Source organism: Thiomonas sp. UBA7699 (assembly GCF_002482605.1).
Taxonomy (GTDB): domain Bacteria; phylum Pseudomonadota; class Gammaproteobacteria; order Burkholderiales; family Burkholderiaceae_C; genus Thiomonas; species Thiomonas arsenitoxydans.
In genome coordinates, this window is record NZ_DLGH01000008.1 from 1 (window position 1) to 22,801 (window position 22,801).

Consider the following 22,801-nt stretch of genomic DNA (forward strand, 5'->3'; position numbering starts at 1 on the left):
AGACCGCCATGCTGGCCGGTCCCCACGCCGCCGAGGCCGCGCTGGCCTATGCCCGAACCCACAACCTCAACCGCGTCGTGCTCGGCCGCGCCTCGCGCTGGCCCTGGTGGCGCCGGGTGCTGGGGCGCTCGACCACGGCGGTGCTGGCGCGGCAGGCGCCCGATCTCGACCTCATCCTCATCACCCGCGACGCGCGTTCGCCGCCCACGGCCCTGGCCGGGCTGCATCCCGCTCTGCCGTCGGCCGATGCACTGATGCGGCGCTACCTGGCCGCGCTGCTGATCTCTGGCGCCATCACCCTGCTGGCCAGCCCGCTGCGCAGCTACTTCGACCTGTCGAACACCGTCATGCTGTTCATGCTCGGCGTGGTCGCGGTGGCGCTGCGCTTCGGCCGCGGGCCCGCGGCACTGGCGGCGGTGGTCAACGTGCTGGCCTTCGATTTCTTCTACGTGCCGCCGCGCTTTTCGTTCGCTGTGAGCGACGTGCAATACGTCTTCACCTTCAGCGTGATGCTGGGCGTGGGCCTGCTCATCGGCCACCTCACCTCGCACCTGCATTTCCAGGCCCGAGTCGCGGGTCAGCGCGAGCGCCGCACCCACGATCTCTACGAACTCTCGCGCGAGCTTTCGGGCGCGCTCACCGTCGATCAGGTGGCCGAGATCGGCACACGCGTGGTGCAGGCCAGTTTCCGCTGCCGGGCCACGCTGCTGGTGCTCGGTCTGGACGAGCGCCTGCAGCCTTCGGCAGACGTGGCTGCCGATGCCCTCCTGCCTTTCGACGCCGAGCTGGCGCGCTGGTGCCTGCAGCGCGGCGCGCCAGCCGGCCAAGGCACTGATACCCTGCCCGGCGCGCCGCTGTTCTACCTGCCGCTGAAGGCGCCGATGCGGGTGCGCGGCGTGCTCGTCGTCGACCCCGGTAACACCCGCCTATCCACCATTCCCGAGCTGCGCCGCTTGCTGGAAACGTGCGCCACCCAGATCGCTATTGCGCTCGAACGCATCCACTTCGTCAGCGTGGCACAAGATACCCTGCTGGCCATGCAGGCCGAGCGCATGCGCAACTCCCTGCTGTCGGCGCTGTCGCACGATCTGCGCACCCCGCTGACCGCCCTGGTGGGCACGGCTGAAGTCCTCTCCACGCGTCTGGTCGCTCATCCACCAGGCGATGCCGCCACGTTGCACGGCCAGGCGCTCAGCCTGTTGCAGCAGTCGCGGCGGCTGGCCCGCATGGTGGACGATCTGCTCGACATGGCCCGCCTGCAGTCCGGGCAGGTCACGCTGCGGCAGGACTGGCAATCGGTCGAGGAGCTGGTTGGCAGCGCGCTGCGCGCCGTCGATGCCGCTGCCCTGGCGCAGCATCCGCTGCAGATCGACCTTCCCGCAGACTTTCCGCTGGTGCGGGCCGACGCCGTGCTGCTCGAACGCGTGCTGGTTAACCTGCTCGACAACGCGCTCAAGTTCACCCCGCCCGGCACCCCGCTGGGCGTGCGCGCCCGCGTGCGCGGAGCCGAAGCCGAGATCACCGTCTGGGACCGCGGGCCAGGCCTGCCCGCAGGGCGCGAGCGGGCGGTCTTCGAGACCTTCACCCGTGGCGATCCTGAATCGCCCATCCCGGGTGTAGGCCTGGGGCTTGCGATCTGCCGCGCCATCGTCGAAGCTCATGGGGGCCGGGTGACGGCGGCCAACGCCCCCGAGGGCGGGGCTGCGTTCAACGTGCGCCTGCCCCTGCACGAGATGCCGCCGCTCGACGCCGCCGCCGAACTCGGCACTGAACCCGCCGGGCCGACCCCATGACTGCGCCGCACGGTCGCTGCGAGGAGGCGCGCAACGCCCTCGGGGAGTTGCGCGCAGCACGGAGGGTCGTGCCATGACCACACCCTCCAGCCTCATCCTGGTGATCGAAGACGAGGCCGAGATCCGCCACGTCGTGCGCACGGCGCTCGAAGCCGAGGGCTGGCGCGTCTGCGAGGCCGACAGCATGGCGCGCGGGCTGATCGACGCCGCCTCGCGCAAGCCCGACCTCGTCATCCTCGATCTGGGCCTGCCCGACGGCGATGGCATCGACTTCATCCACCAGTTCCGCGGCTGGAGCGGCGCGCCGCTGCTCGTGCTCTCGGCCCGCTCGGCTGAAGGCGTCAAGGTAAGTGCCCTCGATCTGGGCGCCGATGACTTTCTCGGCAAACCCTTCGGTGTGGCCGAACTGCTGGCGCGGGTGCGCGCCGCGTTGCGCCGCCCGCCCGTGAGCGAGGCCGCGCCATCGGTGCCGCTGCGCTTCGGCCGCGTCGAGCTCGACCGCGTGCGCCGCCTCGTGCGGCGCGACGGCGAAGACCTGCGCCTCACCGCCGTCGAATATCGCCTGCTCTGTGCCCTGGCCAGCCGCCCCGGCCAAGTGCTCACCCACCGGCAACTGCTGCGCGAAGTCTGGGGCCCCGGTGCGGTGGAGCATGGCCACTACCTGCGTATCTACATGGGCCGCCTGCGCCACAAACTCGAAGACGACCCCGCCCGCCCGAAGCACCTGCTCACCGAGTTGGGCGTGGGCTACCGCTTCATGGCGGATTGACCCCCGGGGGGTGTATCGGTACGGCTTGGTGAAGTCTGCAGCGCAGGGTTCAGAGCTTCCCCAGCCTAACCGCTCGCCAGCACACGACAAGGTGCACCGTGCTGGCTGTGGGTCAAGCTGGCGTGAAGTGCCGACGCCGTCGCTGGCCGCCCGGTCAACGCAGCGCTTCGGCCTCGGCGGCAATCAGGCGGAACTGCCCCAGTGCGGCTTCGAGATCGTCCACGATTTCGGCGGCGATCACCTCTGGCGCGGGCAGGTTGTCCGTGTCGGAAAGTGAATCGTCCTTCAGCCAGAAAATGTCCGGACTGGCCTTGTCGCGGTTGATGCGTTCTTCATAGTCGTAGGCGCGCCAGCGGCATTCGGGGTTGTCGGCTGACCACGTGGCGTTCCGGTCATGCCGATTCGCCGGGTGGTAGCACTGCACAAACTCGCCCAGGTCTTCCTAAACGATTATCAGTGTCTGCCGGATTCAGAAAAAGAAACAGCGCTCGACATAAAAATCAAGCGCTGTCAGTAACTTAAGGATCCAACGATACAGAACGACTTCTTATCAAAATCTAGAACGGAATGTCGTCGTCCATATCGCTGAAGTCGCTCGCCGGTTTGCTGGCGGCCGGGGCGGGGGCGCGGCTGGGGGCGGGGCGGCTGGGGGCGCGGCCTGAGTCGGCCTCGCGGTTGCGGCTGTAGCCTTCGTCGTCTGCGCCGCCGCCTCCACCGCCTTCACGTCCGCCGAGCAGTTGCATTTCTTCGGCGATGATTTCGGTGGTGTATTTTTCGACGCCGTCTTTGTCGGTCCACTTGCGGGTTTTCAGGCGGCCTTCCACATACACCGGGCGGCCTTTTTTGAGGTATTCGCCCGCGATTTCGGCGAGCTTGTCATAGAACACCACCCGGTGCCACTCGGTTTCCTCGCGCTTTTCGCCGCTGGATTTGTCTTTCCAGTTGCGCGACGTGGCGATAGTGATGTTGCAGATGGCGGAGCCGCTGGGGGCGAAGCGGGTTTCGGGGTCGCGGCCGAGATTGCCGACGAGAATGACTTTGTTGACGGAGGCCATGAGGTGTCCTGAATTGCGGCGTCCCGCGGGCTGCGGGACGATGGCGGCAAGCATAACGCCAGCCGCCGCTTCACTCACGGCCGGGGTGAGGTGCGGCTAGGGGTTCAGGCGTTTTGCGGCTGCGCGGAGGCGGCGTCGGCTTCGGCGGGTTTGTGGCGATTGGGCGGGGGCTGGATGGTGAACGACACCAGCAGCCACAGCGCGGCCAGCGCGGCAGCGACAAAGAACACGTCTTCGCTGCTGTATTGCGACAGCCATCCGCCCACCGCGCCCCCGGCAAACAAGCCGAGCGATTGCCCGGTGTTGTACACGCCCATGGCCAGGCCCTTGCGGTTGGCAGGCGCGGTGCGCGACACCAGCGAGGGCAGCAGCGCTTCCATCAGGTTGAAGGACAGAAAGAAAAAGAACAGCGCGGCGATGAGCGCCACGGGGTTTTTGTAGCCTGCGGCAAAGCCCAGCATGGTCAGCACCAGCAGCGCCACGCCGCCGACGAACACGGGTTTCATATAGCCGTATTTCTCGGCGTAGATGATGCCGGGAATAGATACGGCAAACGAAATCAGCGTGACGGGCAGATAAACCATCCAGTGGTGCAGCAGGGGAATGCCGGCGTATTTCACCAGCGCCACCGGCACCACCACGAACATGCTGACCTGCAAAAAGTTGACGACAAAAATCGAGAGGTCGAGCTTGAGCAGAGCCGGGGTGAACACCGCCTTGGCCCAGTGGCCCTGCACCTCTTCGGAGTGCGTGGTCATGGGCACGTTGGGCACGACCCAGATGACCACGGCAATGGCCAGTAGCGCAAGAATGCCGGTGAGGTCGAACATGCCGGGCACCGAGATGGCGTGATAGATGGGCGGGCCCAGCACCAGCGAGAGGATGAAGGAAAAGCCGATGGTCATGCCCACCATGGCCATGGCCTTGGTGCGGTGCTGGTCGCGGGTGGAGTCGGCAATCATGGCGGAGATGGCCGCCGAAATGGCCCCGGCGCCCTGAATGGCGCGGCCGATGATGATGAGGTAGAGGTTGTCGCTCGCTCCCGCGACGAATGAGCCGATGGCGAAAATCAGCAGTCCGAACACCATCACCGGCTTGCGGCCGAAGCGGTCGCTGGCCACGCCGAAGGGAATCTGCAGCACCGCTTGCGTCAGGCCGTAGATGCCCAGCGCCAGACCGACGAGGAATTTATCGTGTCCGTGCGGCAGATGCTCGGCGTAGATGGAAAACACCGGCAGGATGAAAAACAGCCCCAGCATGCGCAGGCCGTAGATCGACGCCAGCGTACTGCTGGCGCGGCGCTCGGCGGGCGTCATGGCGTCCTTGGGGGCTGTGGTTTTGGTCGATCGGGAAGATTTGGAAGCCATCGTCTGGAACTCTGGAGGGCCGCGCCACGGCGGGGCCTGAAACAAACAGGGCGATGCACAAGCGCTCGGCAAGATTTAAGCGACATTTTCGCTGAAACGCCGCCCAGATTCGTGACGGACTCTGTCGAGAAGTGCCCGTGTTTACATACCGTTTCAGCAAAACCGGTGCCTGGCGCAATTTACTCGGCGTGAATTTCCCGGCTTCGCCTGAAGTGGCTTGGCGCCTTATAGTGTCAGGTTGACTTTTTTCCGCCCTCGCCCATGAATGACCTTGCCTCCTCGTTTGAACCGCTGGCCAGCACCCAGGCCGAGGCACTGATTCGCGTGCGCGGGGCGCGCACCCACAATCTGAAAAACATTTCGCTCGATCTGCCGCGCAACAAGCTGGTGGTGATCACCGGGCTGTCGGGTTCGGGCAAGTCGTCGCTGGCGTTCGACACGCTGTACGCCGAGGGGCAGCGCCGTTATGTGGAAAGTCTGTCGGCGTATGCGCGGCAGTTTTTGCAGTTGATGGAAAAGCCCGATGTCGATCTGATCGAAGGGCTGGCCCCGGCCATCGCCATCGAGCAGAAGGCCACCAGCCACAACCCGCGCTCCACCGTGGGCACGGTGACGGAAATTCATGATTACTTGCGGCTGCTCTATGCCCGCGCAGGCACGCCGCATTGCCCCAACCATCCCGACGAGCCCTTGCAAGCGCAGACGATTTCGCAAATGGTCGATGCGCTCGTCGCCTGGCCCGAGGGACGGCGGTTGCTCATTCTCGCGCCGCTGCCTGCGGCGCAAATGGGCGCTTCGGCCTCCGGACGCCTGGCGGCACTGCGGGCGCAGGGCTTTGTGCGTTTTCGGCTCGATGGCGTGGTGGTCGATGCGCAAAGCCTGCCCGATGCCGACGCGCCGCCGCCGCAGCGCATCGAGGTGGTGGTCGATCGCATCAAGACCGGCCCCGATCTGCGTCAGCGTCTGGCCGAGAGCCTGGAGACCGCGCTGCGCTTGTCTGAAGGCCCGGTGGGCGCGCTCGACGCCGACAGCGGCGAGCTGACCACGTTTCACAGCCGCCCCACCTGCCCGATCTGCGGCACTACGGCGCTGCTGCTCGAACCCAAGCTGTTCTCTTTCAACAATCCGGTCGGCGCCTGCCCGACTTGCGACGGGCTCGGCGAGGTCGAGCGCTTCGACCCGGCGCGGGTGGTGGCCCATCCCGAGCTCAGTATGGCCAGCGGCGCGATTCGCGGCTGGGACAAACGCAACGCCTTTTACTTTCAGATGCTGCAGGCGCTGGGCGCGCATTACGGCTTTGATCTCGACACGCCTTACGAGCAGTTGCCGCAGGCGGTGCGCCAGGTGCTGCTGCACGGCAGCGGCTCGGAGGCCATCGCCTTCACTTATCTGAACGACCGCAACAGGCCCACGGTCAAGTCGCACCCCTTCGAGGGCATCATTCCCAACCTCGACCGGCGCTGGAACGAGACCGACAGCCCGGCGGTGCGCGAGGAACTCGCGCGCCTGCGCACCGTGCAGACCTGCCCCGACTGTCTGGGCGCGCGGCTCGGGCCGATTGCACGCAACGTCACGATTAGCGGCGAGCGGCTGCAGGCACTGGCGCATCGCCCGCTGCGCGAGCTGCACGACTGGTTCGCCACCCTGCAGCTCGAAGGTCAGCGCGCCGAAGTGGCGGCGCGGCTGGTGATTGAAATCGGCAGCCGCCTGCGCTTTCTCATCGACGTGGGGCTGGACTATCTCACGCTGGACCGCAGCGCCGACACCCTTTCTGGTGGCGAGGCGCAGCGCATCCGCCTGGCCAGCCAGATCGGCTCGGGGCTGACCGGGGTGATGTACGTGCTCGACGAGCCGTCCATCGGCCTGCACCAGCGCGACAACGACCGGCTGATCGCCACCCTCAAACGCCTGCGCGATCTGGGCAATAGCGTGCTGGTGGTCGAGCACGACGCCGACGCCATCCTCTGCGCCGATTATGTGGTGGACATGGGCCCGGGCGCGGGCGAGCATGGCGGCAGCATCATCGCCCAGGGCACGCCGCAGGCCATCATGGCCGATCCCAACTCGATCACCGGCGCTTATCTGAGCGGCGCGCGCAGCGTGTTTCGCGGCAAGCCGCGGCAGGACGCCGCGCCCGAACACTGGCTCACCCTGAGCGGCGCCTGCGGCAACAATCTGCACGACGTGACCGCGCGCTTTCCGCTGGGGCGCATCACCTGCGTGGCGGGGGTTTCGGGCTCGGGTAAATCCACCCTGATCAACGACACGCTGTACGCCGCCTGCGCGCGCGAACTCAACCGCGCTGGGCTGGAGGCCGCACCCTATGCGGCCCTCGACGGGCTCGATCAGCTCGACAAGGTGATCGCGGTCGATCAGTCGCCCATCGGCCGCACCCCGCGCAGCAATCCGGCCACCTACACCGGGCTGTTCACCCCCATCCGCGAGCTGTACGCGCAGACGCCCGTGGCGCGCGAGCGCGGCTACGACGCCGGACGATTTTCCTTCAACGTCAAAGGCGGCCGCTGCGAAGCCTGCCAGGGCGACGGCGCGGTGAAAGTGGAAATGCACTTCATGCCCGACCTCTACGTGCCCTGCGATGTGTGCGGCGGCCAGCGCTACAACCGCGAAACCCTCGAAGTCACCTATCGCGGCCTGAGCATCGCGCAGGCGCTGGAACTCACGGTGGAGCAGGCGCTGGAGACCTTTTCGGCCGTGCCTGCCATCGCCCGCAAGCTGCAGACGCTGAAGGACGTGGGGCTGGGCTATATCCGCCTCGGGCAGTCGGCCATCACCCTGTCGGGCGGCGAGGCGCAGCGGGTCAAGCTGGCGCTCGAACTCTCCAAGCGCGACACCGGCCGCACGCTCTACATCCTCGACGAGCCCACCACCGGCCTGCACTTTGCCGACATCGAACTGCTGCTGGGCGTGCTGTTCAAGCTGCGCGAGGCCGGCAACACCATCGTCATCATCGAGCACAACCTCGACGTCATCGCCAGCGCCGACTGGGTGGTCGAACTCGGCCCCAATGGCGGCGCGGGCGGCGGCCAGCTCATCGCCGAAGGCAGGCCGCAAGACATCGCCGCCCAGCCGAACAGCGTCACCGGCCCCTACCTCGGCCAGGTGCTGCGCGGCACGTAACACAAAACGGCGGCAACGCTGTTACCTTGCGCCCATCGTCAACCGCCCTTGCGGGCAAAGGAGCGCGGCATGGGACTTATCGGATTTCTGATCATCGGCCTGATCGCGGGCTGGCTGGCGGGCAAGATCACCAAAGGCAGCGGCTTCGGCGTGCTGGGCGATCTGGTGGTCGGCGTGGTCGGCGCCTTCATCGGCGGCTTCCTGTTCCGCCTGCTGGGCCTGTTTCCCGGCGGCGGCATGCTGCCCAGCCTGATCGTGGCCACTATCGGCGCCATCGTGCTGCTCTGGCTCATCCGGCTGGTGAAAAAAGCCTGACAACTTTTGCGCACTTCTTGACAAAAAATTGTCGAGAAGTGCCGGAAGTGGGCACATGGCGTGCGCGCTGACCACGCCCACTCGAAAACCTTTGTAACTCCAGTTCTCAACTGGCAAGCTGAATGCGAGTATTTGTGTGCGCTCGCCTTTCGCGGGCGATGTGGTGACTTATTTCGCCGCACAAAATAGGGGGAGTCGAGATGTCCATACAGAACCGGTTGTTGCCGCGGGTTTCCATCGCGGCCGCGCTTGCCACCACCACCCTGCTTGCCGCATGCGGAGGCGGGGGGGGGGTAGCACTGCACAACCTGTAGCCGGAACAACATTTCCGGTTCAGGCCGCCATTGCCAAGCTGTACGCCACAGGATTTGAAAACAACGTGATTATCAGCGGTACTTTGACCGGTTCCAGCGGCACAAGTCCTGTTTCCGGGGCTGCTGTGTATACGCGTTATAAAGCGCTTGCAGCCACCTTCAACGGACAGTCGGCTTACGCGACAACGCGCACAATCAACACGACAATCACCACCGAGAATGGTCAGGCGATCCAACCGATTTCACTGACTTTCCAGAGAACAACCTTTCTGTCGGCATCCTATGCCCCGGCGGGGGCTGAGGTAGGCAATGGAATATGTGTGCCTCAAACCCCAAGCACCTATCCGACAACCGTCACTCTCGGCCCAAACGGTGCGGCCGTGAGCGGTGCGGTGGTGACTTACGCATGCGTTTCAACCACTTCACCTTCAGTCCCGCTTGGTACAGAGTCCATCAGTTTCAAGTTGGCGCCTGGCAATTCATCAAACACGGCGACGCTCACGATTTTTGATAATCGGTTTGACACCTCTGGCACCGCAGATGGCAGCAGGCAGACAACGTATTCAATTGATACAACGGGAAATATGTCATTTCTCTCGGAATCTGGGAACGACTGGAATACGACAACTGGGGTGCTGGGGAATTTGACTTTTACCGCGCAATAGGCTGCGCCGGGTTTCAAACAGCCAGCGTCACCCGGGCGAACTTGCGTTTGCCGACCTGCAACACCACGGTGCCCGCGCCGAGTTTGAGGGCGCGGTCTTCAGCCACCGCGCCGTCGATGCGCACGCCGCGCTGTTCGATCATGCGCACGCCTTCGGCGGTGGAGGGCACCAGCCCGGCCTGCTTGAGCGCCTGAGGCAGCGCCAGCCCGCCATCGGGCAGGGCCAGGCGCACTTCGGGAATGTCGTCGGGAATGCCGCCGCTGGCGCGCAGGGCGAAGTCGGCTTGCGCCGCGTCAGCCGCGGACGCAGAGTGGAAGCGGGTGACGAGTTCGCGGGCCAGCATCACCTTGGCGTCTTTCGGGTTGCGTCCGGCTTCGACTTCGGCTTTCAGTGCGGCAATGTCGCTCATCGGGCGGAAGGACAGCAGCTCGAAATAGCGCCACATCAACACGTCGCTGATGGACAGCAGCTTGGCGAACATGGTCGCCGGGGCTTCCTGGATGCCGATGTAATTGCCCTTGGATTTGGACATTTTTTCCACACCGTCCAGCCCTTCGAGCAGCGGCATGGTGAGAATGCACTGCGGCTCTTGGCCGTATTCGCGCTGCAGCTCGCGCCCGACCAGCAAGTTGAACTTCTGGTCGGTGCCGCCGAGTTCGAGGTCGCTTTTGAGCGCCACCGAATCAAAACCCTGCATCAGCGGGTAAAGCAACTCGTGCATGGCGATGGGCACGCCCTCCTTGAACCGCTTGGTGAAATCGTCGCGCTCCAGCAGTCGCGCCAGGGTGTATTTGGCGGCCAGGCGAATCATGCCATCGGCGCCCAGCGGCTCGCTCCACTCGGAGTTGTAGCGAATCTCGGTTTTTTGCGGGTCGAGCACTAGGCTGGCCTGGGCGTAATAGGTCTCGGCGTTGGTCTTGATCTGCTCGATCGTCAGCGGCGGGCGGGTGGCGTTGCGCCCGGACGGATCGCCGATGCGCGAGGTGAAATCGCCGATGAGAAAAATGACCGTGTGGCCCAGATCTTGCAACTGCCTGAGCTTGTTGAGCACCACGGTGTGGCCGATATGAATGTCGGGCGCGGTGGGGTCGAGGCCGAGTTTGATGCGCAGCGGCTGGCCGGTTTGGTGGCTGCGGGTCAGTTTGGCGATCCAGTCGGCCTCCACCAGCAGTTCGGCGCAGCCGCGTTTGGTGATGGCCAGTGCGTTGCGCACGGCGTCGGGAAGTTCGACGGGAGAGTTGGAGTCCATCATGGGGAGAATCGAAAAATGCGCCAAGCGGGCTGTTAGACTCGCGCCTTTATGTCCGTGCTGCGCCTGCTTCAGCAAAGGGTGCAGTGTATTCGGTGCCACAGCGTGACTGTTGAGCGGCAAGCGAGTGTGAAACACACATGCGCAGACCGTTCAGCCGCGCCCAGGGTGCGCTCGCAGATGCTTGCCGCGTCTCGCCGCCCGTTGTCGGTGGTGCCATCACGGTGTCGGAGGCATGGCCTTCGGCGCCACTTTCCATTGTCGGGACGGCGTGCGCGCCACAGCCTGAAGTGTGAGGAGTGGGAATGTCGTTTGTCGAATTCAAGCAGTCTGCGGCGCAAGGCGCGCAGAGTTTGGCCGGTTGGATGCATCAGCATCACAAACGGGTTTTGGCGGGGGTGGGAAGTGGTTTGCTGCTGACCAGCGCCGCCGCCTTCGCCCTGGCTTACGAAGGGCCGCGGGCGCATCCGCCCGCGCCGACCTGGGTCAGCGTGGCGGTGGCGAGCACCGCGCCGCAGCAGGCCGATGAGCTCTCGAATGCCGATCAGGTGGTCTACACCACGGCGCATGTGCGGGCGAGCGATACCGTCGAATCGCTGCTGCGCCGTCTGCAGGTGACCGATCCGCAGCAGTTGCGCCAGCTCAGCGCGCAAGCCGATCTGCGGGCTCTGGTCACCGGAGATCCCGGCCGCGTGGTCGCGGCCCAGGTGAGCAATCTGGGCGAATTGCAGTCGCTGCAGGGCCGTTTGCCCGGGCTCAAGCCGGTGGCCGAGGGCGGCCAGAAGGCGCGCCAGTTGCGCGAACTGACGGTCAAGGCCACGCCAACAGGCTGGGACGTGCAGACGCAATCGCGCCTCGTTCAGCCGGTTTTGCGTGTGGCCAGCGGCACGGTGAAATCCAGCTTTTTCGCCGCAGCCGACGAGGCCGGGATGCCCCGCAACGTGGCCTCGCAACTGATCGACGTGTTCGACACCCAGATCAACTTCCGCCGCAATCTGCGTCCGGGCGACCGTTTCAATGTGGTGTACCGGGTCTATCAGGCGCAGGGCCAGACGCTGGCCGATGGCCGCCTGGTGTCGGCGGAATTCGTCAACCAGGGCCACGACTACAAAGCCGTGTGGTTCGACGCCAAGGGCGATGCCAAGGGGGGCGCCAAAGTTTCCGGGTATTACGCGCCCAATGGCGACAGCCTGAGTCGCGCCTTTCTGCTGTCCCCCCTGCCCTACGACCGCATCACTTCAGGCTGGGGCTGGCGCGAAAACCCGGTGATGCACTTCCATGAATTCCACAAGGGCATCGACCTGGCCATTCCTGTGGGCACGCCTGTCAAGACCATCGCCGACGGCCGCGTGGTCTACGCGGGCTGGGGCACGGGCTACGGCAAATACGTCAAGGTCGATCATCCCGGCGGTTTTGCCACCATCTATGCGCATCTGAGCGCGTTCAAGGTGCATGTGGGCGAGTCGGTCAAGCAAGGCGAGGTGGTGGCGCTGTCGGGCAATACCGGCTGGTCCACCGGGCCGCATGTGTATTTCCAGTTTTTCGTGCACGGCACGCCGGTCAATCCCCTGGACATTGCGCACTATTCGCCCAAGGGCACGGCGGTTCCGGCCGCGCTCAAGCCGGAATTTCTGGCGCAAACGGCTGAACCGCGCCATCTGCTTGCCGTCATCGATGGCGGCAGCCCGGTGGTCGATGCCGCCGCGCAGGCCGCCAAGGAGCCGCAGCATGGCTAAGGCGCTTCGCGCTCTCAAGGAAACGCAGGGCCGCCCCAAGTTCCCTTGCCCCCCATGGGGGGCGGGTCGGCGAGCCGACCCTGGGGGCGCTCAAAAGGCGGCGCTGTGGGTGTCGCAACGCTCGGCCGAGGTGGTGCAGGCGCTGCGTGCGCATCCGCGGCGTCTGGCCGCCAGCGTGGGCGGCGCCCTGCTGCTGAGCAGCGCCGGGGCTTATGCCCTGGTCGAGGCGCAGCCGCAGCTGCCGCCGCGCGCCACTCTCGCTACCGTGCTCGACAACGATGTGCAGGGACAGACCGAAGCGCTTGCTGCGGTCGATCTGCGTTATGCCAGCAGCACTTCGGTGCGGCATCGGGACACCGTGCAGCAATTGCTCAAACGACTGGGCGTGACCGATCCGGCCGCCATCGCGCAGCTCGGCAAGAATGCAAGTTTCCGCGCGCTGCTCGCCGCAGGCGGCGGGCCCGAACCCGTGCGGGCCCAGGTGAATGCACAGGGCGAACTGCTGCAGCTTGCCGCCGTGCTGCCCATGCCCGCGGGAACCGATCCGCTGGCCGCCCCGGTTTGGCGCGAACTCACGGTGCAGCCCGGTGCCGACGGCACCTTGCAGGTATCGACCACCGAACGCAAGCTCGAACCCCGCACGCGGCTGGCCAACATTTCGGTGCGCGGCGCTTTGACGACTGCGCTGAGCCAGTCCGGCGTACCTTCGCCGGTCGGTGCGCAACTGGTCAAGGCATTCGCTCCACAGATCGACTTGCGCCGCAGCCTGCGCAAGGGCGATCAGGTCGCGCTGGTGTACGAAATGCAGACGCTCGACGGCCGCGAGCTGCGCCCGGGCCGCCTGCTGGCGGCGGAAGTGCGCAGCCGTGGCGTGGTGCGTCAGGCAGTGTGGTTCGCCGCGCACGGTGATGCTTCCGGTGGCTACTACACCCCCGACGGCCAGGGGCTGGAAAAAGCCTGGGCCTCTTCGCCGCTGCCGGGCGCCAAGGTGACGTCGCCCTTCGGCCTGCGCATGCATCCGGTGAGCGGGCGTCGTGAAATGCATGAGGGTGTCGATTTCGCCGCGCGCATCGGCACTCCAGTGCCCAGCGTCGCCGAAGGCCGGGTGAAGTTTGCCGGGATGCAGAGCGGCTATGGCAATGTGATCAAAATCGCGCACCCTGGTGGTTTCGAGACGGTCTACGCCCACTTGAGCAGCATCGCCGTCAAGCCGGGCCAGACCGTGAGCGAAGGCCAGAACATCGGCAAGACCGGCAATACCGGCACCTCCACCGGGCCGCACCTGCATTTCGAATTTCATGCCGCCGGGCGACTGATCGATCCGCTGCGCATGGCCAGTTATGTGCCGCAGGGCAAACCTTTGCCGCCGGGCGAAAAAGCCTCGTTCTTCGCCGCCACCGCCGTGATGCGCACCCAACTCGCCCAGGCGGCTGGCAGCGACGACGCCGTACGGCTGGCGCGTGTCGACTGAACCGGGCCTGTTCATCGGGCTCATGTCGGGCACCTCGCTCGACGGGGTCGATGGCGTGCTGCTTGAATCTGCGCCCGGCACACCGCCTCGGGTGCTGGCGCATGCGGCGCGGGCATTTCCCGCCGGGTTGCGCGCTGAATTTTTCGCCCTCAACACGGCTGATTTCGACGAACTCCACCGCAGCGCCCTCGCCGCGCAGCAACTCGCCGATCTCTACGCCGAAGTCGTCGCCACCCTGCTGCGCGACAGCGGTGTGAGCGCCGCATCGGTTCGCGCCATCGGGGCGCATGGGCAGACGGTGCGTCATCGTCCCGATCTCGGCTACACCCTCCAGATCAATGCGCCGGCCTTGCTGGCCGAGCGTTGCGGCATCGCGGTGGTGGCCGACTTCCGCAGCCGCGACGTGGCGGCCGGCGGCCAGGGCGCGCCGCTGGTGCCCGCGTTTCATCGCGCCGTGTTCGCGGTGGCGGGCGCCGATGTCGCCGTACTCAACCTCGGCGGCTTTGCCAATCTCAGCCTGCTGTTTGCCGATGGCCGCACCCTCGGTTTCGACACCGGCCCCGGCAACGCCCTGCTCGATCATTGGGCGCAGCGCCATCTCGGGCAGCCTTACGACGCCCAAGGCGCCTGGGCGGCGGGCGGTGCGGTGCGGGCGGATTTGCTCGCGCAATTTCTGGCCGATCCCTACTTCTCGCGCGCCGCCCCAAAAAGCACCGGTCGCGACGACTTTCATCCGGCCTGGCTCGAACGCCATCTGTCGGCTCATGCGGCCCAAGCTTCGCCCCAGGATGTGCAGGCGACGCTGGCGGCATTGACCGCACACAGCGTGGCCGAGGCGTTGCGGCGCGCCATGCCCGCCGTCTGCGAGTTGGTGATCTGCGGCGGCGGCGCGCGCAATACCGACCTACTGCGCCGCCTACAGCAGGCGCTCCCCGGCGTGACCTGCCGCCCGAGCGACCACAGCGGCATACCCGCCGAACAGGTCGAAGCCGCCGCCTTCGCCTGGCTGGCGCAGCAAACCTTGTTGGGGCTGCCGGGCAACCTACCCGCAGTCACCGGGGCCGCTGGCCCACGGGTGCTCGGGGCGGTCTATCCGGCTTGAAACCAAAAAACCGCCTTCAAAGGCGGTTTCAGGGCGTTTTTAAGCCAGCCGAAGGCGTTCGCTCAAACCGAAAACGACGAGCCGCAGCCGCAGGTGGTGGTGGCGTTCGGGTTCTTGATGACGAACTGGGCGCCTTCGAGGCCATCCTTGTAGTCGATCTCGGCGCCCACCAGATATTGCAGGCTCATGGCGTCGATCAGCAGGGTGACGCCGTTTTTCACCATCTGCGTGTCGTCTTCGTTCACCGCTTCGTCGAACGTGAAGCCGTATTGAAAGCCGGAGCAGCCGCCGCCTTGCACGAACACGCGCAGCTTCAGGTCATTGTTGCCTTCCTCGTCGATCAGCTCCTTGACCTTGGCCGCCGCGCTGTCGGTGAACAGCAGGGGGGCGGGCGGGGCGGCCATTTCGGCGGTGGGGGCGGTATCAAGCATGGCGCTCATGGGGTACTCCTTTAAGTTGACGCAATTTTAGTGCTGCGCAAGACCTTGTTCCCGTCTGCGGGTTTACGGCAAAAATCAGGGCAATACCGCCAGCCCGTCCAGTCCCATGTTTTCGGGCAGGCCGAACATCACATTCATGTTCTGCACCGCCTGGCCCGAGGCGCCTTTGGTGAGGTTGTCCTGAACGACCAGGATCACGGCCATGTCAGGGCGTGGCTTGTGTACCGCGAGCCGCAGGGTATTGGCGCCGCGCACCGAGCGGGTTTCAGGCGCACTGCCCGGGGGCAGCACATCGACGAAAGGCTCTTTCGCATAGAACGAAGCGTACAGCGCTTGCAGGTCGAGTGCCTGCCCGGCGGGCGTGAGGCGGGCCGACAAGGTGGCATGCATGCCGCGAATCATGGGGGTGAGATGCGGCACGAACAGGCAGTCGACCGCGCTGCTGCCGGGGGGCGCGCCCGCGATGCGGCGCAGTTGTTCGTTGATTTCAGGCCCGTGCCGGTGCCCTTTGACGCCGTAGGCCTTGAAATTGTCCGAGGCTTCGCTGAACAGCAGACCGATTTCCGCCTTGCGGCCCGCGCCCGAAACCCCCGAGGCGCAGTTGGCCATGAGGTGGGTGGCCTCCACGAGCCCGGGGGTGCGCAGCAGGGGGGCAAAGCCCAGCTGCACCGTGGTGGGATAGCAGCCGGGATTGGCGACGATACGGGCCTTGGCAATGGCCTCGCGGTGCAGTTCCGGCAGGCCGTAAACCGCCTCTTGCAGCAGATCGGGGCAGGCGTGCTCCATGCCGTACCACTGGGTGAACTCGGTCAGGTTTTGCAGGCGGAAGTCGGCGGCTAGATCGATAAGGCGCACACCGGCATCGAGCAGCCGCCGGGCCTGAGCCATGGCCACCCCGTGCGGTGTGGCGAAAAAGACGATGTCACAGGTGTGCAGCGGTGCGTCGTCCGGCGTGGTGAAGGCAAGATCGACCTGCCCGCGCAGGCTGGGGAACATATCGGCCACCGGGGTGCCCACTTCCTTGCGCGAGGTGATGGCGGCCAGCTCGGCCTGGGGATGGCGGGCCAGCAGCCGCAACAGCTCCACCCCGGTGTAGCCGGTACCGCCAACGATGCCAATGCGCAGACGTTTCATGGTGCAGGGCCCTCAAATGAAAGCGGACATCTTATGGTCTTTGTGCGACAGGGGGCGGGGCACGACTGAGAGATTTGAAGAAATTTGCGGCACCCGGCCTCAGCTTTGCGACAATACGCGGCTAACCGACCCTGGCCACGAGCCAGGATGCCGATGAAATCTACCGTTCCATCTTCTCCATGAACCTTATTTCTGTTGCCCACGCGCAAGCTGCTGCCCCCGCACCCAGTGCAGGTTCCACCCTGATGAGCCTGCTGCCCATCATCGTGATGTTCGTCATCCTGTACTTCGTCATGCTGCGTCCGCAGATGAAAAAGCAAAAGGAACTGCGTGCCATGCTGGCCGCGCTGGCCAAGGGCGACGAAGTGGTGACCACGGGCGGCGTCGTGGGCAAGATCAGCAAAATCAACGACAACTATGTCACGCTGGAAATCGCCGCCAACACTGAGGTACTGCTGCAGCGCAGCGCGGTGACCATGGTGCTGCCCAAGGGCACGATCAAGAGCGGCGTCTGAGCGCGTCCATGCGTCCCTGTCGGCCCGCGCCGTCGCGGGCCCAACCGTGCAGGCCCGACTTGTGCGGGATTTTTATTTGAACCCGCGCCGCATCGGCGGGTGAAACGAGGTTGTTGTCATGAATCGCTATCCCTGGTGGAAATATCTCATCATGGTCGTCGTCCTGGTGGTTGGCGTGGTGTATGCGCTGCCCAATCTGTACGGCGAATCGCCCTCAGTGCAGATTTCAAGCACCAACGGCGGCAAGGTCGACAACGCCCTGCTGCTCAAAGGCGAGCAGATTCTGGACGCGGCTAACCTCAAGCCCGATTCGGCTGACTTCAACGGCGCCACGGTCAACTACCGCTTCAGTAACACCAGCGTGCAGCTCAAGGCGCGCGATGTGCTGGCCAAGGCGCTCAACCCCAACGCGGACGATCCGCGGTATGTGGTCGCGGTCAATCTGCTATCGCGTTCGCCCGCGTGGCTGACGGCGCTGGGCGCTCATCCCATGTACCTCGGTCTCGACCTGCGCGGGGGCGTGCACTTCCTGCTGCAGGTGGACATGCAGGCGGCCGTGCACAAAAAGCTCGACTCGATTTCCGGCGAGCTGCGCCGCGATTTGCGCGACAAAGACGCGCGCTACACCAAGCTCGAACGCGTGGGCGACACCCTTCAGGGCGTTTTTGTCGATGCCAGCGCACTGAACACAGCCAAGGAACTCATCACCCGCCAGCATCCCGATTTGCAGCTGGCCCCGCAAGCGCCCGCAGGCCCTAACAGCCTCAGCGCCAGTCTGACGCCTGCCGCCGTGTCGCAGGAAGAAGACTACGCCATCAAGCAGAACATCCAGACCCTGCACAACCGCATCAACGAACTCGGCGTGGCCGAGCCCATCATCCAGCAACAGGGTCGCGACCGCGTGGTGGTCGAATTGCCGGGCATTCAGGACGTGGCCCGGGCCAAGGACATTCTCGGTCGCACCGCCTCACTCGAAGTGCGCATGGTCGATGACAGCGCCGCAGCCCAGGCCGCGCTGGCCGGGCAGGGTCCGCTGCCCGCTGGCGACCAGATCTTTCCGGACCGCGATGGCGGCAAACTGGTGGTCAAGCGCGACGTGCTGCTGACCGGCGACAACCTTACCGACGCCCAGCCCGGCTTCGACCAGCAGACCAACGAGCCCGCCGTGTTCCTCACCCTCGACTCCAAGGGCTCCCGCATCTTCCAGCAAGTCACGCGGGAGAACGTGGGCAAGCGCACCGCCATGATTCTGTTCGACCGCGGCCGCGGCGAAATCATCACCGCCCCCGTGATCCGCAGCGAAATCGCCGGCGGCCGGGTACAGATCTCCGGCCATATGACCGTGCAGGAAGCCAACGACACCGCGCTGCTGCTGCGCGCCGGCGCTCTGGCTGCGCCGATGAACATCATCGAAGAGCGCACCGTCGGCCCCAGCCTGGGGCAGCAGAACATCAGCCAGGGCTTCCACTCGGTGACCTGGGGCTTCGTTGCCATCGTCATTTTCATGTCGATCTACTACATGTTCTTCGGCGTGGTGTCGTCCATCGGTCTGGCGGTCAACCTGCTGCTGCTGGTGGCGGTGCTCTCCATGCTGCAGGCTACGCTCACTCTGCCCGGCATCGCGGCCATGGCGCTGGCGCTGGGTATGGCCATCGACTCGAACGTGCTGATCAACGAACGCATCCGCGAGGAACTGCGCAATGGCGCCAGTCCGCAAAATGCGATTTTCCACGGCTACGAGCGCGCTTGGGCCACCATCTTCGACTCCAACGTCACCACGCTGATTGCCGGGGTCGCGCTGCTGATCTTCGGCTCGGGCGCCATTCGCGGATTCGCCGTAGTGCACGTGCTGGGTATTCTCACCTCGATGTTCTCGGCGGTGTTCTTCTCGCGCGGCATCATCAACCTCTGGTATGGCCGCAAGCGCCGCCTGCACAGCATCTCCATCGGCCAGATCTGGAAGCCGCAAGCGGCTGAAGCCGCGGCGGGGGCGCTGTCGTCCGGCGCCGCGAGTGACGCGGTGAAAGCTGGAAAGCCGCTGGACGCACCCACACCGCGCACCACCAAGCCGCGCCGCAAGGTGCATTGATCCGCCGACGGCCCAAAGACTTCCGATTCAAGGCACATCATGGAATTTTTCCGTATCAAGCGCGACATCCCGTTCATGCGCAATGCGCTGACGTTCAACGTCGTCTCCGCGGTGCTGTTTGTCGCCGCAGTGTTCTTCCTCTTCACCCGCGGGCTCAATCTGTCGATCGAATTTACCGGCGGCACGGTGATGGAAGTCGGTTACAGCCAGGGGGCGAACATCGACGGCATCCGCGCCACCCTGAGCAAACTCGGTTACGCCGATGCGCAAGTGCAGGCCTACGGCAACGCCAATGATGTGGTCATCCGCCTGCCGCTGCACAAGGGCGAGACCAGCTCGGAACAAAGCGCCAAGGTCATGGCCGGGCTGCTGGCCGCCGACCCGCAGGCGCAGCAGCGCCGCACCGAATTCGTCGGCCCGCAGGTGGGCTCCGAGCTGGCCACCGATGGCCTCAAGGCGCTGGCGCTGGTGATCTTCGGCATCGTTGCCTACCTGGCGGTGCGCTTCGAGTGGAAATTTTCGGTGGCGGCCATTCTCGCCAACCTGCACGACGTGATCATCGTGCTCGGCTTCTTCGCCCTGTTCCAGTGGGAATTTTCCCTGCCGGTGCTGGCGGCGGTGCTGGCGGTGCTGGGGTATTCGGTCAACGAGTCGGTGGTGATCTTCGACCGGGTGCGCGAAAACTTCCGCCGCTACCGCAAATACAGCACCGTGCAGGTGATCGACAGCGCTATCACCAACACCATCAGCCGCACCGTCATCACCCACGGCTCGACGCTGGCGATGGCGTTTTCCATGTTCTTCTTCGGCGGCCCGGCACTGCACTACTTCGCCCTGGCGCTGATCATCGGCATTTCGATGAGCATCTACAGTTCGGTGTTCGTCGCCGCCGCGCTGGCGATGTGGTTCGGCGTGAAGCGCGAAGACCTGATCAAGCCGGGCGGCAACAAACCCAGCGACCGCAACGACCCGAACGCGGGCGCGGTGGTCTGAAATCAGCCGCCCACAAAAAAGCCAGCGTGAGCTGGCTTTTTTGTGGGCGCCGAGACGGTCAGTTGAAGTTGAAGCTGACCCCGGTCGTATTGTTAGCTTGGTTGTAGGCCGTGCTGTAGTCCGCAGAGACGGTGGCAAGATTGGTCCAGTTGAGCAGATTGGCGCCGTAGGGGTCGTCTGCATTGCTCCCATTGGGCGTCATATTGAGCAGGTACTGATCCACTCCGATCAGCGCCTTGTCGTAAGCATCTCCAGCCGTGGGAACCGCCGTGGCCAGAGCCAAGCCGCCCAGGCCGAATTGCCCGGCGATGTCTTGCAGCGAGGCGGTGTAGTTGGCGAGCGTCAGGCCACTGTTCGGGGTGATACGGGCCACGGCGAAAGTTGTCAGCGGGGTGATGTTGGCCGTGACCGTTCCGCCGCCGCCCACGTTCACCATGGCTTGCAGGCTGGCGTTCGTCGCCAGTGCGGCGTTACTGGCGCTGGCGGCGAGATTGAGCGCCGTGGAGGTCAGGCTGTTGAGCGCCTGCGAAGCGCCGTTGTAGCTATACGTGCCGCCCACGACTTGCAGCAGGACCGGGCCGTAGAAGCTAGTGAGGTTCATGCTGAAGCTGCCATTGGCCGCTGAAGGGACGCAGTCCAGCACGGTGCCATAGCTGGTGTACGGCGTCACCGTGGTGGTCAGCGGATTGCCCTGACCATTGACGATGGCGTAGGCGCAGACATTGTTGGTGCCGTTGCCGTTCACCGGGCTGTTCGCCCCCATGAGCACCTGCCCTGTGACGGTCGAGCCGGAATAGTTGGTGTTGGTCGAACCGCCGCCGCAACCGGCGAGGGCGAGACTGGCCAGCAGGGCGGCGCCCAGGCTGAGGCGGATGGGGGAAACTGGCATCGGAAATCTTTCAGGGAGGGGTTAGGCGAGTCGTGGCCGAAGCCGAGCGGCAGCAGTCAGCTCAATGCACCACGCGGTCTTCGGCTTCGACGAACAGCTCGTCGAGAATCAGGGCATCGGGCTCTTCGTCCAGACGCCAGAAAATCAACAGCACGATGGTTTTGAGATGCTCCAGCGGCAGCGGCTGCATGCCGGTGGCCAGCGCGCGCTCGATGGTGAGTTCGCGCAAATGCGGCTTGAGCACCCCGGCGCTCTCGAGAAAGTTGAGATAGCCGATGGCTTCCAGCCCCAGGCAGTCGAGCTCTTGCTGCGCGTAAAGACGGATGGCGTGTGCGCTCTGCTCGTGCTGGGTCTTGAGGCCGCCTACGGCGCTGTCGAGCCCGCGAAGCCAGTCGATGGCTTCGTGGATTTCGTCGCTCTCGAACCCGGCCGCGCTGAGTTTGCGCGTGAGCTGCCCGAACTCGGGGCAGGCTTCCGGATGCCAGTAGGACTCGTAGAGATACATGAGAATATCGAACATGAGGCCATTCTATGCATGACGCGATGACGGATTGTTTCGCGGTTTTCTCCCGGCATCAGGCCGGGTCAGGAGCACGCGAAGGGTGGCCGGATTTCAGGCGCGGGCGATGCGCTGAAAGCGGCCGCCGGGCAGGCGCGCGACCTGGCCCTGCAGCTCAAGTTCGAGCAGGCGAGCGCCCAGCCGGTCGGCAGGCCAGCCGGTGCGCGCGCTGAGATCGTCGAAGCTGCGGATGTCGTAGCCGAGGGCGCGCAGGATGTCGCATTCGGTGTCGCACTCGGGCGGGGCTTCCGCGGCGGACGATGCGTCTTCCGTCGTGGTTTTCACGGCGGGGCGCGCATCCCAGGCAAATTCCTCCAGCACGTCTTGCGCGGTTTCGACGAGCTTGGCGCCTTCGCGGATGAGGCGGTGGCAGCCATGCGCCAGGGGGTTGTGGATCGAGCCGGGCATGGCAAAGACTTCGCGCCCCTGCTCGCCAGCCAGCCGCGCGGTGATGAGCGAACCGGAGTGCGTTGCGGCCTCGACCACCAGCACCCCGCGTGACAGGCCGCTGATGAGGCGGTTGCGGCGCGGAAAATTGCCCTTGGCGGGAGAGGTGCCCAGCGCAAACTCGGACAGCAGCAGCCCGCGATCGGCCACGAGATGCGCCAGTTCTTTGTGGCGTGGCGGATAGACGCGGTCGCAGCCGGTGCCGAGCACGGCGATGGTCGAACCGGCGTGCTCGCCCGTCGCGGCCATGGCACCGCGATGCGCGGCAGCGTCGATGCCCAGGGCAAATCCCGAAATGATGGTGACCCCGGCTTCGCTGAATGCCTGCGCAAACGCCTGGGCATCGCGCTCGCCCTGCGCGGTGGGGGTGCGTGCGCCCACCATAGCCAGTCGCCGTGGTGCGCCCAGCAGCGCGGCATTGCCCAAGGCGTAAAGCAAGGGCGGCGGGTCGGTGATGTCGAGCAGGCTTTGCGGATAAGCCGGATCGTCCAGGGTGATACAGGCCTGCCCCGGCTGGGCGGCCCATTGCAGGGTGCGGGCGATGAGGTCTTGGGTTTCGCGGTCGGGGTCGTCCAGCAGCGCCGAGGCGACGGCGGCGCTGACCACCTGAGTCAGCGCGGCGTGCGAGGCCTGGAAAATCAGCGACGGAGGCCCGAAGGCGCTGAGCAGTTGGCGCGCGGTGAGGGCGCCAACGCCCGGAGTCTGCATCAGCCGCAGCCAGTCGGCGAGGTCTTCAGGCGGCGTCATGCTCGACCGTGCCG

General features: G+C 65.3%; 20 protein-coding genes. 11 read left to right on the forward strand and 9 right to left on the reverse strand.

Annotated features, from left to right (window positions below; genetic code table 11):
* Together B3H47_RS02975 and B3H47_RS02980 are read left to right on the forward strand one after the other, a co-directional pair.
* Window positions 1-1,793, forward strand: a 1,793-nt coding sequence (locus B3H47_RS02975; protein WP_286985981.1) for a DUF4118 domain-containing protein, incomplete at its 5' end; no start/stop codon positions are given.
* A 73-nt stretch (window positions 1,794-1,866) separates the two neighbouring features.
* The gene (locus B3H47_RS02980) at window positions 1,867-2,562 is read left to right on the forward strand and encodes a response regulator (protein WP_013121890.1); all 696 of its coding nucleotides are present in this window, start codon (window positions 1,867-1,869) and stop codon (window positions 2,560-2,562) included.
* A 154-nt stretch (window positions 2,563-2,716) separates the two neighbouring features.
* Here the strand turns inward: B3H47_RS02980 and B3H47_RS02985 are convergent, their stop codons facing one another.
* The 3 genes from B3H47_RS02985 to B3H47_RS02995 form a co-directional block, all read right to left on the reverse strand.
* The gene (locus tag B3H47_RS02985) at window positions 2,717-2,986 is read right to left on the reverse strand and encodes a hypothetical protein (protein WP_286985982.1); all 270 of its coding nucleotides are present in this window, start codon (window positions 2,984-2,986) and stop codon (window positions 2,717-2,719) included.
* Between the two features lie 133 nt (window positions 2,987-3,119).
* Window positions 3,120-3,617 carry a single-stranded DNA-binding protein gene (gene ssb, locus B3H47_RS02990; RefSeq protein WP_286985983.1) on the reverse strand — a complete coding sequence of 166 codons (498 nt, stop codon included), beginning with the start codon at window positions 3,615-3,617 and terminating at the stop codon, window positions 3,120-3,122.
* A gap of 104 nt (window positions 3,618-3,721) precedes the next feature.
* Window positions 3,722-4,984 carry an MFS transporter gene (locus B3H47_RS02995; protein ID WP_013104234.1) on the reverse strand — a complete coding sequence of 421 codons (1,263 nt, stop codon included), beginning with the start codon at window positions 4,982-4,984 and terminating at the stop codon, window positions 3,722-3,724.
* Window positions 4,985-5,245: 261 nt separating this feature from the next.
* Between B3H47_RS02995 and uvrA the strand changes: the two genes are divergently transcribed.
* The 3 genes from uvrA to B3H47_RS03010 all read left to right on the forward strand — a co-directional run bounded on the left by uvrA (window position 5,246) and on the right by B3H47_RS03010 (window position 9,416).
* Complete coding sequence (uvrA, locus tag B3H47_RS03000; protein WP_286985984.1) at window positions 5,246-8,122, forward strand: excinuclease ABC subunit UvrA; 2,877 nt, start codon at window positions 5,246-5,248, stop codon at window positions 8,120-8,122.
* Window positions 8,123-8,191: 69 nt separating this feature from the next.
* Complete coding sequence (locus B3H47_RS03005) at window positions 8,192-8,437, forward strand: GlsB/YeaQ/YmgE family stress response membrane protein (protein WP_286985985.1); 246 nt, start codon at window positions 8,192-8,194, stop codon at window positions 8,435-8,437.
* Window positions 8,438-8,573: 136 nt separating this feature from the next.
* On the forward strand, window positions 8,574-9,416 hold the full coding sequence (locus tag B3H47_RS03010) for a hypothetical protein (RefSeq protein ID WP_286985986.1): 843 nt from the start codon (window positions 8,574-8,576) through the stop codon (window positions 9,414-9,416).
* Window positions 9,417-9,429: 13 nt separating this feature from the next.
* Here the strand turns inward: B3H47_RS03010 and tyrS are convergent, their stop codons facing one another.
* Window positions 9,430-10,668, reverse strand: a complete 1,239-nt coding sequence (tyrS, locus tag B3H47_RS03015; protein ID WP_286985987.1) for a tyrosine--tRNA ligase — start codon at window positions 10,666-10,668, stop codon at window positions 9,430-9,432.
* A 302-nt stretch (window positions 10,669-10,970) separates the two neighbouring features.
* Here tyrS and B3H47_RS03020 point away from each other — a divergent pair, with 302 nt between their 5' ends.
* Genes B3H47_RS03020 through B3H47_RS03030 form a run of 3 tightly spaced genes read left to right on the forward strand, consistent with a single transcriptional unit; the run spans window position 10,971 to window position 14,974 of the window.
* On the forward strand, window positions 10,971-12,401 hold the full coding sequence (locus B3H47_RS03020; RefSeq protein WP_286985988.1) for a M23 family metallopeptidase: 1,431 nt from the start codon (window positions 10,971-10,973) through the stop codon (window positions 12,399-12,401).
* Window positions 12,394-13,872, forward strand: coding sequence for a M23 family metallopeptidase (locus tag B3H47_RS03025; RefSeq protein WP_286985990.1), 1,479 nt, complete (start codon window positions 12,394-12,396; stop codon window positions 13,870-13,872). Before B3H47_RS03020 ends, B3H47_RS03025 begins: the two co-directional genes overlap by 8 nt.
* A complete protein-coding gene (locus B3H47_RS03030; RefSeq protein WP_286985991.1) occupies window positions 13,862-14,974 on the forward strand; it encodes an anhydro-N-acetylmuramic acid kinase in 1,113 nt (370 codons plus the stop codon). Before B3H47_RS03025 ends, B3H47_RS03030 begins: the two co-directional genes overlap by 11 nt.
* A 62-nt stretch (window positions 14,975-15,036) precedes the next feature.
* Here B3H47_RS03030 and erpA read toward each other — a convergent pair whose 3' ends face one another.
* Together erpA and argC are read right to left on the reverse strand one after the other, a co-directional pair.
* A complete protein-coding gene (gene erpA, locus B3H47_RS03035; protein WP_013104241.1) occupies window positions 15,037-15,414 on the reverse strand; it encodes an iron-sulfur cluster insertion protein ErpA in 378 nt (125 codons plus the stop codon).
* 75 nt (window positions 15,415-15,489) lie between these two features.
* Complete coding sequence (gene argC, locus B3H47_RS03040) at window positions 15,490-16,548, reverse strand: N-acetyl-gamma-glutamyl-phosphate reductase (protein ID WP_013104242.1); 1,059 nt, start codon at window positions 16,546-16,548, stop codon at window positions 15,490-15,492.
* A gap of 179 nt (window positions 16,549-16,727) precedes the next feature.
* Here argC and yajC point away from each other — a divergent pair, with 179 nt between their 5' ends.
* The 3 genes from yajC (at window position 16,728) to secF (ending at window position 20,145) form a co-directional block, all read left to right on the forward strand.
* Window positions 16,728-17,063: a preprotein translocase subunit YajC gene (gene yajC, locus B3H47_RS03045; RefSeq protein WP_156053910.1), complete on the forward strand. Its 336-nt coding sequence runs from the start codon at window positions 16,728-16,730 to the stop codon at window positions 17,061-17,063.
* A gap of 118 nt (window positions 17,064-17,181) precedes the next feature.
* The gene (gene secD, locus B3H47_RS03050; protein ID WP_276706841.1) at window positions 17,182-19,152 is read left to right on the forward strand and encodes a protein translocase subunit SecD; all 1,971 of its coding nucleotides are present in this window, start codon (window positions 17,182-17,184) and stop codon (window positions 19,150-19,152) included.
* A 39-nt stretch (window positions 19,153-19,191) separates the two neighbouring features.
* Window positions 19,192-20,145, forward strand: coding sequence for a protein translocase subunit SecF (secF, locus tag B3H47_RS03055; RefSeq protein ID WP_276706843.1), 954 nt, complete (start codon window positions 19,192-19,194; stop codon window positions 20,143-20,145).
* A 58-nt stretch (window positions 20,146-20,203) separates the two neighbouring features.
* Here secF and B3H47_RS03060 read toward each other — a convergent pair whose 3' ends face one another.
* The 3 genes from B3H47_RS03060 to dprA form a co-directional block, all read right to left on the reverse strand.
* Window positions 20,204-21,034, reverse strand: a complete 831-nt coding sequence (locus B3H47_RS03060; RefSeq protein WP_276706845.1) for a hypothetical protein — start codon at window positions 21,032-21,034, stop codon at window positions 20,204-20,206.
* Window positions 21,035-21,095: 61 nt separating this feature from the next.
* On the reverse strand, window positions 21,096-21,554 hold the full coding sequence (locus B3H47_RS03065; protein WP_013104248.1) for a DUF494 domain-containing protein: 459 nt from the start codon (window positions 21,552-21,554) through the stop codon (window positions 21,096-21,098).
* Window positions 21,555-21,647: 93 nt separating this feature from the next.
* Window positions 21,648-22,787, reverse strand: a complete 1,140-nt coding sequence (dprA, locus tag B3H47_RS03070) for a DNA-processing protein DprA (protein WP_276706850.1) — start codon at window positions 22,785-22,787, stop codon at window positions 21,648-21,650.
* Window positions 22,788-22,801: the final 14 nt, after the last annotated feature.